Source organism: Ramlibacter sp. 2FC (assembly GCF_005503345.1).
Taxonomy (GTDB): Bacteria; Pseudomonadota; Gammaproteobacteria; order Burkholderiales; family Burkholderiaceae_C; genus SCMQ01.
On the sequence record NZ_SCMM01000018.1, the window covers coordinates 52,976 to 67,350 of the forward strand.

The window sequence follows — 14,375 nt, forward strand, 5'->3', positions numbered from 1 at the left end:
ACGGGGCAGCCGCAGATTCCGACAATGGGTCCCGACTGCCCGGCCGCCCGTCGCGACCTGTGCCGCAGACACCAGGAGCCTTCGTCATGCTAGACCGCCTCACCCAATCGCTGAGCTTCCAGTCGGACGCGCTGGTGCTGCGCGCCGAGCGGCAGCGCCTGCTGGCGAGCAACATCGCCAATGCCGACACCCCCGGCTACGTGGCGCGCGACATGGACTTCGCCGCGGCCATGCGCCAGGCCAGCGGGGCCGGCGCCGCGGCGCTGGCGGCCACGGCCCCCGGCCACATGGTCCAGACCGGCGCAGGCCGGTCCGCAGCAGCGTTGAACTATGCCCAGGCCGCGCAGACCAACCTGGACCGCAACTCGGTCGACATGGACCGCGAGCGTGCCAACTTCGCCGACAACGCCGTGCGCTACGAGGCCACGCTGCGCTTCATCAACGCCGGCGTGCGCACGGCCCTGAGCGCCATCACCGGACAGTAAGCTGGCCCGCCATGTCGATGTTCCAGATCTTCAGCATTTCGGGCAGCGCCGTGAGCGCGCAGTCGCAGCGCCTGAACACCGTGGCCAGCAACCTGGCCAACGCCGATACCGTCGCCGGCCCCGACGGCAAGGCCTACAAGGCGCGCCAGGTGGTGTTCCAGACCTTGCCGCTGGGCAACGCGGCCCAGGACGACGGCGCGGCAGGCGTGAAGGTCACGCAGGTCACCGAGGACGCGACGCCCGGGCGCCGTGTGCATGCGCCGGCCCACCCGCAGGCCGACGCCGAAGGCTATGTGACCTACAGCAACGTGAACGCGGTGCAGGAAATGGTCGACATGATCTCGGCGTCCCGCTCCTACCAGAACAACGTCGAGGTCATGAACACAGCCAAGACGCTCCTGCTCAAGACCCTGCAAATGGGCCTGTGAGCGCCCCAGGACCCACCATGATCAACGCCATCTCCAGCGCCACCACGGCCTCCAGCAGCAGCGCCGCCGTCACCAGCACACAGGCCGAGGCCGGCTCTCAGGACCGCTTCCTCAAGCTGCTGGTCACGCAGATGCAGAACCAGGACCCCTTGAACCCGCTGGACAACGCGCAAGTGACCAGCCAGATGGCGCAGATCCAGACCGTTGCCGGGGTCGAGAAGCTGAACGCCTCCCTGGGCACCATGGCCAGCTCGTTCCAGCAGGCGCAGGCGCTGCAGGCGGCGACCCTGATCGGGCGCGACGTGCTGGTGCCAGGCAACAGCATGACCCTCAGCGAGGGACAGGGGCGCGGCGCCTTCGAGCTCGCCGACAGCGCCGCGTCGGTGAACGTGGAGGTCAGCGACGCGAGCGGTCAGGTGATCGACCGCTTCAGCCTGGGCGCCCTGGACAAAGGCCGTCACCACTTCTCCTGGTCGCCTGAGGGCGGCACCGACCTGAGCGAGGTGACTTTCAAGGTCACGACGGGCTCGGGCAGTGCAGCCAGCACGGCGACCACCTACACGCGCGACACGGTCGGGGCGGTGATCACCGGCGCCAGCGGCCTGGAGCTCGACCTCTACAGCGGCCGCAGCGCGGCCTACAACAGCGTCGCTGCGGTCCTGCAGCACTGACACAGGAGTCCACCGCATGAGCTTCCAGCAAGGCCTGTCCGGCCTCAACGCCTCCAGCAAGAACCTCGACGTCATCGGCAACAACGTGGCCAATGCCGGCACCTTTGGCGCCAAGTCCGCGCGCGCCGAGTTCGCCGACATGTACGCGGCCTCGATCAACGGCTCGGGCGCCAGCAACATCGGCATCGGCGTCCAGCTGGCCGCGGTGGCCCAGCAGTTCACGCAGGGCAACATCACCACCACCGAGAACCCGCTGGATCTGGCCATCAACGGCGCCGGCTTCTTCCAGGTGGCCAAGGTCCTGAGCGATCCCGGCGCCGGCCCCAACGCCACGCCCCAGCTGGACGGCGCCAACCTGTACACCCGCAACGGCCAGTTCAAGATCAACCGCCAGGGCTATGTGGAGAACAACCAGCAGCAGGTGCTGCTGGGCCACTCCATCGACGCCAACGGACTGCCCAGCGCGAGCCTGGAGCCGATCCAGCTGCCGACCACCGGCATCAAGCCGCGCATGACCAGCGGCGTCGACCTGGAGTTCAACGTCGACGCGCGCGCCGCCGCCACCGGCCCCGCGGGCGCGACCAACAGCATCGACTTCAACGACCCCAGCAGCTACAACAACGCCACCTCGGTCACCGTGTTCAACGAACAAGGCGACGACATGGCAGTGACCTACTACTTCCAGAAGACGGGAGACAACACCTGGAAGGTCTTCGGCACGGTCGATGGCAGCACGCTGCAGGGCAGCGCCGCGGCACCCGAGCCCATCGCCACCATCAACTTCCCGACCTCCGGCGGCAACCCCACGGCCGCCGGCGGCGGCTCGGTGCTGCTGGCCGACGGCAGCACCGTCACCAACGGCCAGATCCCGATCACGGTCCCGGGCTCCAGCGGCCCGCAGGCCATCACGGTGGACCTGTCGCGCGCCACCCAGTACGGCACCAACTTCGGCGTCACCAACCTGTCGCAGGACGGCTACACCGCGGGCCAGCTGGTAGGCACCTCGATCGACGCCAGCGGCGTGGTGATGGCGCGCTTCTCCAACGGCCAGAGTGCCTCGGTGGCGCAACTGGAGCTGGCGACCTTCCGCAACCCCCAGGGCCTGCAGGCCCTGGGCGGCAACGCCTGGACGGCCACCTACGCTTCGGGCGATCCCACGCGCAGCGCCCCCGGCTCGGGCAACATGGGCGTGCTGCAATCGGGCGCCCTGGAGGAGTCCAACGTGGACCTGACGGCCGAGCTGGTCAACATGATCACGGCGCAGCGCAGCTACCAGGCCAACGCCCAGACCATCAAGACGCAGGACCAGGTCATGCAGACCCTGGTCAACATGCGCTGATCGCCACAGGCCGCCGCCCTCCCGAAGCACCCACCGAGGCCCGCCCATGGACCGCATGATCTACCTCTCGATGTCCGGCGCCAAGGCCACCATGCAGCGCCAGGAGGTGCTGGCCAACAACCTGGCGAATGCCTCGACGCTGGGCTTTCGCGCCGAGCTGCAGGCCTTGCGCGCCGTGCCGGTGCGCGGCGACGGTGCGAGCACCCGCGTGTACGCGCTCGAGACCACCACCGGCTACGACGCCAGGCAGGGCAGCGTCCAGCACACCGGCCGGCCGCTGGATGTGGCCCTGCAGGGCAACGCCTGGCTCAGCGTGCAGGGACTGGACGGCACCGAGGCCTACACCCGGGCCGGGGCGCTGACGGTCTCGGCAGACAGCAGCCTGATGACCCAAGGCGGCCTGCTGGTGCTGGGCGAAGGCGGCCCCTTGCAGCTGCCGCCCAACGCGCAGGTGAGCATCGCCGCCGACGGCACCGTGAGCGCGCGCAACGGCCGCGGTGCCACCTCGGCGGTGGGCCGCCTCAAGCTGGTCACGCCCGAGGCGCCGCTGCAGCGCGGCGGCGACGGCCTGTTCCGCGCCGCGCAGGGCGAGGAGCTGCCGGCCGATCCGAACGCGCGGCTGCAGGAGGGCGCGCTGGAGCAATCCAACGTGAACGCCGTCGAGACCATGGTGGCCATGATCTCCGCGGCGCGCCAGTTCGAGCAACAGATGAAGATGCTCAAGACCGCCGAGGCCGACGAGAACGCCTCGGCCAAGCTGCTCAGCACCAACTGAACACGGAACCCGACACCATGATGCGCGCCCTCTGGATTTCGAAGACCGGCATGGAGGCCCAGCAGACGCAGCTGGACCATGTCTCCAACAACCTGGCCAACGTGGCGACCACCGGCTACAAGCGGGCCAGCGCCCAGCTCGAAGACCTGATGTACCAGAACCTCAGGCAAAGCGGCGCGAATTCGAGCGAACAGACCAACCTGCCCACCGGCCTGCAGGTCGGCCTGGGCACGCGCGCCGTGGCGACGGCGCGCAACTTCGCCCAGGGCAACCTGCAGCAAAGCAGCAACGCGCTGGACGTGGCCATCAACGGCAGCGGCTTCTTCGAGATCCAGATGCCCGACGGCACGGCCGCCTACACGCGCGACGGGTCCTTCAAGACCAATGCCAGCGGCCAGCTCGTGACCAACAACGGCTATGCCGTGGCCCCGGGCATCACCATCCCCGCCAACACGCGCAGCGTCACCATCTCCGCCGACGGCGTGGTCTCGGCCGTGGTGCCGGGCGCCGCCCAGCCGGTGCAGCTGGGCACCGTGCAACTGGTCGGCTTCGTCAACCCGGGCGGACTCGAGCCGCGTGGCCAGAACCTCTACAGCGAGACCGCCGCGTCGGGCACGCCAACCGCCGGCCAGCCCGGCAGCGAAGGCCTGGGCCAGCTGCAGCAGGGTTTCCTCGAAACCTCGAACGTCAACGTGGTCGAGGAGCTGATCGGCATGATCCAGACCCAGCGCGCCTACGAGCTCAACTCCAAGGCGATCCAGACTTCGGACCAGATGCTGCAGCGTCTGGGGCAGCTGTGAGCGCGCGCGCCCCTGGCCTGCGCCTGCTCGCCGCGGCGCTGCCGCTCCTGCTGGCCGGCTGCGAGACCCTGGCGCCCAAGGTCGAGCTGGCCGGCCCCTTCACCGCGCGCCCCGCGCCGGCGCCCGCGCCCGCCGCGACCACCGGCAGCCTGTTCCAGGCCGCGAGCTACCGGCCTCTGTTCGAGGAGCACAGGGCGCGCGCGGTCGGCGACAGCCTGCTGGTCAACATCGTCGAACGCGTCCAGGCCAGCCAGCGCTCGGCGTCCTCGGTGGAGAAAAAGGGCGCGCTGGAGAGCGGCATCAGCGCCCTGCCCTTCGCCTCGGCGCGCACGCTGGGCCGACTCGACGCCTCGGGATCTTCCTCCAACACCTTCTCGGGCAAGGGCGGCACGGAAAGCGCCAACGACTTCTCGGGCACCATCAGCGCCACCGTGATCGAGGTCCTGCCCAACGGCCATCTGATCGTCAGCGGCGAGAAACAGATCGGCCTGAACCACAACGTGGAGGTGATGCAGTTCACCGGCCGCGTCGACCCACGCGGCATCCAGGCCGGCAACATGGTGAGCTCCGCCCAGATCGCCGACGTGCGGCTGGCCTACCGCGGCCAGGGCCAGCAGGCCGAGGCCCAGGCCATGGCCTGGCTGGCACGCTTTTTCCTGACCTTGCTGCCGCTTTGACCCCATGGCTCTCCCTCCCGCCTCTCCCCTGCCCCGGCCAAGGCGCCTCAGCCGGACCCCGCGCGCGCTCTGGCGCCTGCTCGGCCTCGCCGCCGCGCTGACCCTGGGCGTGTGCCTTCCGGTCCAGGCCCTGCGCATCAAGGAAGTGGCCAGCGTCCAGGGCGTGCGCAGCAACCCGCTGGTGGGCTACGGCCTGGTGGTGGGCCTGGACGGCACGGGCGACCAGACCGCACAGACGCCGTTCGCCGCGCAGAGCGTGACGGCCATGCTGCAGCAGATGGGCGTCAACGTGCCGCCGGGCACCAACATGCAGCTCAGGAACGTGGCCACCGTCATGGTCACGGCCCAGCTGCCCGCCTTCGCCCAGCCGGGCCAGGCCATAGACATCAACGTGTCCTCCATGGGCAACGCCAAGTCGCTGCGCGGCGGCACCCTGATCGCAACCCCGCTCAAAGGCGCCGACGGACAGGTCTACGCACTGGCGCAGGGCAACCTGGTGGTCGGCGGCGCAGGCGCCGCGGCCGGTGGCAGCAGGGTACAGATCAACCATCTCAGTGCGGGCCGCGTCCCGGGCGGCGCCACGGTCGAGCGCAGCGTGCCCACGCCGCTGCACCAGGGCGAGCATGTGCAGCTCGACCTCAACGCGGCCGATTTCGACACGGCGCGCCAGGTGGCCGAGGCCATCAACCGCGCCAAGGGCGCGCAGACCGCCGAGGCCCTGGACGGGCGGGTGGTGCGCGTGCGCATGCCCGCCCACCCCGGCGAGCGGGTCGCCTTTCTCGCCGACATCGAGAACCTGCCGGTGCGCCAGGCCGCGCCCGCGGCCAAGGTGGTGCTGAACGCGCGCACCGGCTCCATCGTGATGAACCAGTCCGTCACCCTGGGCGCGGCCGCCGTGGCACACGGCAACCTGGCGGTGACCATCAGCACCACCCCGGTCATCAGCCAGCCCGGGCCGTTCTCGGCCGGCCAGACCGTCGTCTCGCAGCAATCGGACATCCAGATCCGGCAGGACGGCGGCGCCCTGATCCAGCTGCCGGCCGGCGCCCAGCTGAGCGAGGTGGTCAAGGCGCTGAACGCCCTGGGCGCCACGCCCCAGGACCTGCTGGCCATCCTGCAGGCCATGAAGGTCGCCGGCGCCCTGCAGGCCGAGCTCGAGGTCATCTGAAATGACACGCCCCCACAGCCTCGCGACGGGCCTGTCCTCCGACCTCAAGACGCTGGACGGGTTGCGCGCCTCGGCCGGCCGCGACCCGCGGGCCGCGATCAAGGAGGCGGCCCGGCAGTTCGAGGCGGTCTTCATGCAGGAGCTGATGAAGAGCATGCGCGCGAACACCCTGCCTTCGAGCTTGGGCGACAACAGCGGCACCGACATGGGCACCGAACTGCTCGACAGCCAATACGCGACGCAGCTGAGCGGCTTGCCCGGCGGCCTGGCCGACATGATCGCCAAACAGCTCGAGCGCAACCTCGCGGGCGGCAGCGCGGCGGCCGAGGCGGCGCCGAAGCCGACACCAGCACCAGCCGAACGCGCCGCAGCGCGCGGCGCCGCGACCCAGGAGGACTTCCTGCGCCAGCACCAGGCGGCCGCGTCGCTGGCGGCGCAGCAGACCGGCCTGCCCGAATCCTTCATCCTGGCCCAGGCGGCGCACGAGTCCGCGTGGGGCCGGCGCGAGATCCGCGCGGCCGATGGCTCGCCGTCCCACAACCTGTTCGGCATCAAGGCCACGGGCAAATGGTCCGGCAGGGTGGCCGAGGTCACCACCACCGAGTACGTGAATGGCGAGGCCAGCAAGCAGGTGGCCAGTTTCCGCGCCTATGGCTCCTACGAGGAAGCCTTCCTCGACTACGCGCGCCTGCTCAGGCACAGCGAACGCTATGCCCAGCTGATGCGCCAGGGCAGCACGCCGCAGGCCTTCGCGCAAGGCCTGCAAAAAGCCGGCTACGCCACCGATCCGGCCTATGCCGACAAGCTGACACGCGTGATCAACACCACGCTGCGCCTGCAGCGCGCCACCATTACCTGAGGTTCCATTCATGGGCGGTCTGATCAGTCTCGGCACGCGAACCATGTTCGCCGCCCAGGCGCAACTCAACACCACGGCGGCCAACATCGCCAACGCCAATACTCCCGGCTATTCACGCCAGAGCGTGCAGCTGGAAACCGCGGGCGGCCAGTACAGCGGCGCCGGCTTCTTCGGCAAGGGCGTGAACATCACTACGGTCTCGCGCGCCCACAACGCCTTTCTGAGCACCGAGGTCGCCACCACGCGCGCCGCGGCCAGCGCCGACCAGGCTCGCCTGGGCTACCTGCAGCGGCTCGAGCAGGTGTTCGACATGGGCGAGGCGGGCCTGGGCCATGCCGCCGGCCAGTTGCTCAATGCCTTTGCCGACGTGGCGAGCGAGCCGGCCGACGCCTCGGCCCGGCAAGTGGTGCTGTCGCGCGCCGAGATGCTGGCCTCGCGCTTTCGCGCCGCCGCCGGCGAGATCGACAGCCTGCAGGCCAGCGTGACCCAGGACCTCAAGACCTCGGTGGATGCAGCCAACGCCCTGGCCCGGCGCATCGCCGACCTCAACCAGCAGATCGCCCGCGTCAAGGGCCTGGGTCATGAGCCCAACGACCTGCTCGACCAGCGCGAACAACTGATCGCCGAGCTGAGCGACCATGTCCAGGTCGCGCAGATCCCGGCGGACGACGGCTCGGTGGGCCTGTTCATCGCCGGCGGCCAGCGCCTGGTGCTGGGCAACAGCGCGCTCGAGCTTGTGGCCACGCCCGATCCCTACGACCAGACCGTGCTGCGCCTGGGCCTGCGCGAGGCCGGCGTGGATCGCCTGATTTCCGAGAGCACGCTGGCGGGTGGCGACATCGCCGGCCTGCTGAACTTCCAGAACCAGGACCTGCGGTCTTCGGCCAACCAGATCGGCCGCATGGCGGCGGCGCTGGCCCAAAGCCTCAACGCCCAGCAGCAGCTGGGGCTGGACCAGGACGGCAACACCGGGGCCGCGTTGCTGCAGACCGGCCTGCCGCGCGTGCTGCCCGCCACCGGCGCGGGCGGCAACGCGGGCACGGCGCAGCTGGGCGCCGTCATCAGCGACGCGAGCGCCCTGACGGCCAGCGACTACGAAATCAAGTTCGACGGTGCCAACTACAGCATGACCCGGCTCGGCGACGGCGCGGCCCTGGGCAGCTTCTCGCCGGCCCAGCTCGGCGCCGGGGTGAGCCTGGACGGGCTCGCCTTGAGCCTGCAGTCCGGCGCCGCCCAGGCGGGCGACAGCTTTCTGGTCCAGCCAGTGCGGCTGGCGGCGGCCAGCATGGCCCGCACGACCAGCGACCCGCGCGACCTGGCGGCCGCCTCGCGCGTGCGCGTCGAGGCCGGGGCGGGCAACACCGGCACACTGGCCGTGGCCGCCCTGCGCGTGGGCGCCGACACGCCCGAACTGGAAAACACCGTCACGCTCAGCTTCACCGGGATTAACGCCGACGGCAACTACAACTTCTCCGTCGCCGGCACCGTGACAGGTACCGTGCCCACGCTCGTGGCCCCGGGGGGCACGATCAGCATCAACGGCTGGGAGTTGCAGATCAACGGCCGGCCGCAGGCGGGCGACACGCTCGAGATCCGCTCCAACCGCGACGGCAAGACCCTGGCCACCGACAATGGCAATGCCCTGGGCCTGCTGGCGCTGCGCGACCAGGCCCTGGTCGCCGGCGAAACCCTCACCGATGCCTATGCCAGCACCCTGGCCTCGGTCGGCGTGCGGGTGCAGTCGGCCGATGCCAGCGCCAGCATGTCGCAGGCCATCGCCGCCGATGCCAAGGCCTCGCGCGACAACCTCAGCGGCGTCAACCTCGACGAAGAGGCCGCCCGCCTGATCCAGTTCCAGCAAAGCTACCAGGCGGCGGCCAAGGTGCTGCAGATCGCGCAGACGGTCTTCGACACCCTGCTGCAGGCCGCGGGCCGCTGACCTTGCTGCACCTCGACCGCCACCTCGACCGCCCCGCTCCTGACCCTCGTCCACCATGCGCATCGCCACCGCCTCGACCTACGACAGCTCCATCGCCAACATGCAGCAACGCCAGCAGGACCTGGCCGATGCGCAGATGCGGCTGACCAGCGGCAAACGCGTGCTGCAGGCCAGCGACGACCCCGGCGCCGCGGCACGCGCCGAGCGTGCACTCGCGGGCAGCGAGAAAGCCGTTGCCTCTCAGCGCGCCTTGCAAGCCAGCCGCAGTGCCATGACCCAGGCCGAAAGCGCCCTGGGTGACGCCGTCGGCCTGCTGCAGTCCTCGCGCGACGGCCTGGTCGCGGCCGGCAACGCGACCTACACGGCGGCCGAACGCCAGGGCCTGGCCGCCCAGCTGCAGCAATACCGCGACCAGCTGCTGCAGATTGCCAACGCGCAGGACGGCGCGGGCCGCTACCTGTTCGCCGGCCAGGGTGCCGACGGCGCGCCCTTCGTCGACACCTCGCCGCCCACCGGCGCGGTGGTGTTCAACGGCGTGGCCGGCGAGCTCGGGTCCAGCGCCAGCGAGCTGCTGCCCCTGACGGTGGACGGCAGCTATGCCTGGATGAGCGCCCCCACCGGCAACGGCGTGTTCGTCACCGAGGCCGTGATCAGCAACGGCAGCGCCACGATAGACGCGGGCCAGGTCGTCGATCCGACCGCCCTGCAGGACCTGCGCTACGACATCGTGTTCGACGCCGCGGGCACCAGCTACAGCATTCAGCGCCTGGACCCTGTCAGCGCCACGCCCCTGGCGCCGCCCGACCCGCCCAGCCCCTACAGCTCCGGCCAGCCCATCGTGGTCGACGGCATGAGCGTGACCGTGAGCGGCACGCCGGCCGGCGGCGACAGCTTCCGCATCACGCCCAGCCGGACCGAGCTCAGCGTGTTCAAGGTGCTCGACCAGGCGATCGCGGCGCTGCAGAACCCGCTGGCCAGCAGCACCCAGATCGCCCAGGGCGTCGCCACGGGCCTGCGCGACCTCGACGCGGTGCTCGGCCGCATGCAGAGCGCACGCAGCGCTGCCGGAGACGCGCTCAACCGCATCGACCGCATCGAGGACCGCAACGCGGCGGACCAGCTAGCGCACCAGGTCGAGCGCTCCGACGCGGAAGACCTCGACATGGTGCAAGCGATCTCCGAGTTTCAGAACAAGCAAAGCGGCTACGACGCGGTGCTCAAGACCTACGGCATGGTCCAGCGCCTGTCGCTGTTCCAGTACCTGGCCTGAACGCCGGAAAAGGCCCGCCAAACGCCCTTGTTTGCGCGGTTCTTGCCGCGGCGGCAGAACTAGGATTTGTTGCGCTCGGCATGAGCGACGCCCGACGCGCCGGACCTCATCCGACGCCGCACGGCACCACCTTTCCCGGAGACAAAATTCAATGGCATTCGAAGACTACAAAGTAAGCACGAGACTGGGCGCGGGTTTCGCCGCCGTCGTGCTGCTGAGCATGGCCCTGGCCACCGTGGCCGTGGTCCACTTGAACGGCGTCGGCGCCGTCAACCGGCAGATCGTGGGCAAGGACTGGGCCGCCGCCGAGGCTGCGGCCACGCTCAGCGCCTCCGCACACGCCAGCGCGCGCGGTGCCGCCGAGCTGTTCCTGGCCACCGACAAGGACCATCTGGCCCTGGTCCAGCACCGCATCGAGCACAGCCGCAAACAGATCGCCCAGGCGCTGCAGACCCTGGGCCAGAGCGCCTCGTCCGCCGAGCACACACGGAGCATCGAGAAGATCACGCGCTTGCGCGAACGCTACGAACAGTCGATCGCGGATGTGACCCGCCTGCTGCAGCAGGACCATCGAGACGAGGCATCCAGGGCCCTGATCGGCGAATCGCTGACGGCGCTCGACGCCCTGCTGCGCGAGATCGGCGCCCTCGAAAGCGCGCGCCGCAAGCAGGTGGCCGACAGCGGCGCGGCCGCCGAGCGCAGCATCGCCTCGGCCCGCACCGAGTTGCTCTGGCTGGCGCTGGCGACGCTGCTGCTGGGGGCGGCCTCGGCCTATGCGCTGGCACGCAGCATCGCCCGGCCCCTGAACGAGGCCATCCTGATCGCCGAGACCGTGGCCTCGGGTGACCTGAGCCAGGAGTTCGTGACCGAGCGAGGCGGCGATTTCGGCCGACTGCTCAGGGCGCTGGGGCGCATGGAGGACACCCTGACCGACCTGGTGAGCCGGATCAAGGATTCGACCGGCTCCATCACGGCCGCGTCGAAGGAAATCGCTGCGGGAAATTCCGACCTCTCGCAGCGCACGGAGGAGCAGGCCTCGTCGCTGCAGCAGACCGTGGCCAGCATGGAAGAGCTGACCTCCACGGTGCGGCAGAACGCCGAGCGTGCGCGCGCGGCCAGCGGCCTCGCCGTCAGCGCCTCGGACATCGCGCAGCGCGGCGGCGTGGCGGTCAAGCGCGTGGTCGAGACCATGGAGGAGATCAGCGCCAGCTCGCAGAAGGTGGTCGACATCATCGGCGTGATCGAGGGCATCGCCTTCCAGACCAACATCCTGGCGCTGAACGCGGCGGTGGAGGCTGCGCGCGCCGGCGAGCAAGGCCGCGGCTTCGCCGTGGTGGCGAGCGAGGTGCGACAGCTGGCGCAGAAGAGCGCGGAGGCCGCCAACGAAATCAAGAAGCTGATCGGCGACTCCGCCGACCATGTCGACACCGGCTCGGTGCTGGTCGGCCGGGCCGGCGAGACCATGCAGGAGATCGTGCAGGCCGTGAACCGCGTCGCCGACATCCTGGGAGAGATCTCGGTCGCATCGGCCCAGCAAAGCGGTGGCATCGAACATGTCAACGAGGCCATGACGCACATGGACGTGGCGACCCAGCAGAACGCGGCACTGGTGGAGCAGGCGGCATCGGCCGCATCGGCCCTGTCGGCCCAGGCGCACCAGCTGCAGGAGGCGGTCGACGAGTTCAAGGTCTGACGCGCCGCGGCCGACAATGCCTCATGGACGCCCGGGCGGCGTCCACTGGGTCCGATTACGCTTGGATACGAAGCCCTCTGGCGCAAGGCCGCCCGCTGGGCTATCCTGGGCCCCGTTCACAAACCTGAAGGGATTCGACATGCGCACTTGCACTGCCGTCCTGGCTTCACTCCTGCTGCTCGGCGCGAGCGGCATGGCATGGGCCCACAACTGCCCGAACGAGATGAAGGTCATCGATGCGAAACTGGCGGCCAAGCCCATGCTGTCCGAGGCGGATTCCGCCAAGGTGGCCAAGCTGCGCGCCGACGGCGAAGCCCAGCACAAGGCGGGCAAGCACGACGATGCGATGAAGTCGTTGGGCGAGGCGAAGAAGATCCTCGGCATCTGAGCGGCCGGCCCGGTCAGCCGGTTTCGGTGACACTGAAGCTCACGACCGGCACACCCGGGCTGCCGAATGGCGCGCCCAGCGCGATCTCGCCGCGCCCGTGGAGCACGCAGGAGGTCCTGCGCAGCGGCAATTCGTTGGCGCTGCCGTGCGGGCGCAGCCAGGTGCCGTAGCTGCTGAGGTCGGTGAGCAGAAAGCTGCCTTCGCGCCGTTCGATGCTTGCATGGCGGCGTGACACCACGCTCTCCCGCACCACGAAATCCGCCTCGCCCGAGCGCCCAATGTGGATAGGCAGGCTCGCGGCCGCGAATGCCGCCTGCTGGTCGGCGCGGCGCAGTTCGATGCTGGCGCCATGGGATGTGGCCGGCACAGGCGCGAGTTCGCCGTGCAGCGTGAGCAGGCCGGAGTCCGCGCCATCGTCCCATTCGATTTGGAACAGCCGGCGCGCACCGGCGATGCCGCGCAGGGCCAGGCAGCCCAGATCGCGCGCCCGCACCGTCGCGGCCTGGCCTTCGAACACGCTCTCGGTGGCCCAGACCTGGCCTTCGCCGGCGAGCTGGCTGAGGCGGGCCGCCAGGTTCACGGCCTCGCCGTAGCAGTCGTCGCCGAGCATGGCGAGCTCGCCGCAGGCCAGGCCGATGCGCAGCGGCAGGCGCAATTCGGCCGGCCCCCGCGCCAGGCTGCGCTGATGGTCGCGCTGCAGCGCGACGCAGGCCGCAAGCGCCTCGGGCGCCGCCCCGAACAGCAGCAGCACGCCGTCGCCGAGCCGCTTGACCACCCTGCCCCCATGGCGCTGGCTCAGCGTCGCCATGGCGTCGAGGCACTGCGTCATGAAGCGCGCGGCCGCCTCGGTGCCGAGCAAGCCGAACAGCCGGCTGCTGCCGCTGAGGTCGGCCATGACGACCGTGCGATGGGCGCTCACGAGCTGAACGGCCGCCGCCCCGTCAGAGGTGGCCCCAGACCAGGAAGGCGTCGCGCCCGTCCACGGCCAGCTCCACTTTCGCCCCCACGGGCAGCAGCACCTTGGTCGGCACATGGCCGAACGGCAGGCCGGACAACACCGGCGTCTTGAGCTGAGCGCGCAGCCAGGCCAGCACGCTGGCGAGCTTGAACCCCTTGTCGTGCGGCACCAGCTTGTAGCCGCTGAACTGCCCGAACACGATGGCCTTCTGCCGCGCCAGCACGCCGGCATGCAGCAGCTGCGTGAGCATGCGCTCGATGCGGTAGGGGTGCTCGTTGACGTCCTCGAGGAACAACACCCCGCCCTTGACCTCGGGCCAGTAGGGGGTGCCCAACAGGCTCACGAGCACCGACAGGTTGCCGCCCCAGAGCTGGGCATCGCGGATCGACAGCCCGGCCTCCAGGCCTTGCGGCATGTCGCCCGCCGGCAGGCGCCAGCCCGTGCCCTCGCCCTGCCCCTGCAGCAGATCGTCGAAGCAGGCCTCCATGATGTCGTCGGGACCGCCCTCGACGCCGAAATCCTCGCCCAGCGCCGGCCCGGCCCAGCTCAGGGCGCCGGTCTTCGCCAGCAGCGCGGTCTGCAGGGCCGTGAAGTCGCTTAGGCCCACGAACTGCGTGCCACGCGCGATGGCCTTCTCCAGCTTCTTGTACGGCAGGCCGGACAGGATGCGCGTGAGGCCGTAGCCACCGCGCGAGATCAGGGCGACGTCGGCGCCACTTGCGGCGGCACGGTCGATCGAGGCCAGCCGGGTCGGGTCGTCGCCGGCGAAGCGCTGATGGCTGGACAGGGCATCCGGATCGAGCTCGACCTCGTGGCCCAGGCGCTTGAGGCGCGCCACGCCGCGGCGGAAGGCAGCCTTGTCGCGCACCGCGCTCGAGGGGGAGTAGATGTAGATATGTTTTTTCACGGAGCGAAGTATCCGCTA

15 protein-coding genes are annotated in these 14,375 nt (G+C 70.1%); 13 read left to right on the top strand and 2 right to left on the bottom strand.

Going from position 1 to position 14,375, the window contains the following annotated elements:
- Positions 1–86 precede the first annotated feature (86 nt).
- The 13 genes from flgB to FFS10_RS10080 all read left to right on the top strand — a co-directional run bounded on the left by flgB (position 87) and on the right by FFS10_RS10080 (position 12,492).
- Positions 87–485, top strand: coding sequence for a flagellar basal body rod protein FlgB (gene flgB, locus FFS10_RS10020; protein WP_137894126.1), 399 nt, complete (start codon positions 87–89; stop codon positions 483–485).
- Between the two features lie 11 nt (positions 486–496).
- Positions 497–913 carry a flagellar basal body rod protein FlgC gene (gene flgC / locus FFS10_RS10025; RefSeq protein ID WP_137894128.1) on the top strand — a complete coding sequence of 139 codons (417 nt, stop codon included), beginning with the start codon at positions 497–499 and terminating at the stop codon, positions 911–913.
- Positions 914–930: 17 nt separating this feature from the next.
- Complete coding sequence (locus FFS10_RS10030) at positions 931–1,584, top strand: flagellar hook assembly protein FlgD (RefSeq protein ID WP_137894130.1); 654 nt, start codon at positions 931–933, stop codon at positions 1,582–1,584.
- A 16-nt stretch (positions 1,585–1,600) separates the two neighbouring features.
- Positions 1,601–2,923, top strand: a complete 1,323-nt coding sequence (gene flgE, locus FFS10_RS10035) for a flagellar hook protein FlgE (protein ID WP_137894132.1) — start codon at positions 1,601–1,603, stop codon at positions 2,921–2,923.
- A 46-nt stretch (positions 2,924–2,969) separates the two neighbouring features.
- Positions 2,970–3,698, top strand: a complete 729-nt coding sequence (gene flgF / locus FFS10_RS10040; RefSeq protein WP_137894134.1) for a flagellar basal-body rod protein FlgF — start codon at positions 2,970–2,972, stop codon at positions 3,696–3,698.
- 17 nt (positions 3,699–3,715) lie between these two features.
- Positions 3,716–4,498, top strand: coding sequence for a flagellar basal-body rod protein FlgG (flgG, locus tag FFS10_RS10045; RefSeq protein WP_137894136.1), 783 nt, complete (start codon positions 3,716–3,718; stop codon positions 4,496–4,498).
- Complete coding sequence (locus FFS10_RS10050) at positions 4,495–5,175, top strand: flagellar basal body L-ring protein FlgH (protein WP_171016080.1); 681 nt, start codon at positions 4,495–4,497, stop codon at positions 5,173–5,175. The genes flgG and FFS10_RS10050 overlap by 4 nt, the downstream gene beginning before the upstream one ends.
- Positions 5,176–5,179: 4 nt before the next feature.
- Positions 5,180–6,343 (top strand): flagellar basal body P-ring protein FlgI, encoded by a 1,164-nt coding sequence (locus FFS10_RS10055; protein WP_137894138.1) that lies wholly within the window; start codon positions 5,180–5,182, stop codon positions 6,341–6,343.
- 1 nt (position 6,344) lies between these two features.
- Positions 6,345–7,202, top strand: a complete 858-nt coding sequence (gene flgJ / locus FFS10_RS10060) for a flagellar assembly peptidoglycan hydrolase FlgJ (protein ID WP_137894141.1) — start codon at positions 6,345–6,347, stop codon at positions 7,200–7,202.
- Positions 7,203–7,212: 10 nt separating this feature from the next.
- Positions 7,213–9,141: a flagellar hook-associated protein FlgK gene (flgK, locus tag FFS10_RS10065; protein WP_137894143.1), complete on the top strand. Its 1,929-nt coding sequence runs from the start codon at positions 7,213–7,215 to the stop codon at positions 9,139–9,141.
- Positions 9,142–9,196: 55 nt separating this feature from the next.
- A complete protein-coding gene (gene flgL / locus FFS10_RS10070) occupies positions 9,197–10,411 on the top strand; it encodes a flagellar hook-associated protein FlgL (RefSeq protein ID WP_137894146.1) in 1,215 nt (404 codons plus the stop codon).
- 151 nt (positions 10,412–10,562) lie between these two features.
- On the top strand, positions 10,563–12,104 hold the full coding sequence (locus FFS10_RS23650; protein ID WP_137894148.1) for a methyl-accepting chemotaxis protein: 1,542 nt from the start codon (positions 10,563–10,565) through the stop codon (positions 12,102–12,104).
- Between the two features lie 139 nt (positions 12,105–12,243).
- Complete coding sequence (locus FFS10_RS10080) at positions 12,244–12,492, top strand: PA2433 domain-containing protein (protein ID WP_137894150.1); 249 nt, start codon at positions 12,244–12,246, stop codon at positions 12,490–12,492.
- 13 nt (positions 12,493–12,505) lie between these two features.
- On the opposite strand, the gene FFS10_RS10085 is transcribed toward FFS10_RS10080, so the two are convergent.
- Both FFS10_RS10085 and FFS10_RS10090 read right to left on the bottom strand, forming a co-directional pair.
- The gene (locus FFS10_RS10085; RefSeq protein WP_171016079.1) at positions 12,506–13,411 is read right to left on the bottom strand and encodes an adenylate/guanylate cyclase domain-containing protein; all 906 of its coding nucleotides are present in this window, start codon (positions 13,409–13,411) and stop codon (positions 12,506–12,508) included.
- Positions 13,412–13,433: 22 nt separating this feature from the next.
- Complete coding sequence (locus tag FFS10_RS10090) at positions 13,434–14,357, bottom strand: LD-carboxypeptidase (protein WP_137894154.1); 924 nt, start codon at positions 14,355–14,357, stop codon at positions 13,434–13,436.
- Positions 14,358–14,375 lie beyond the last annotated feature (18 nt).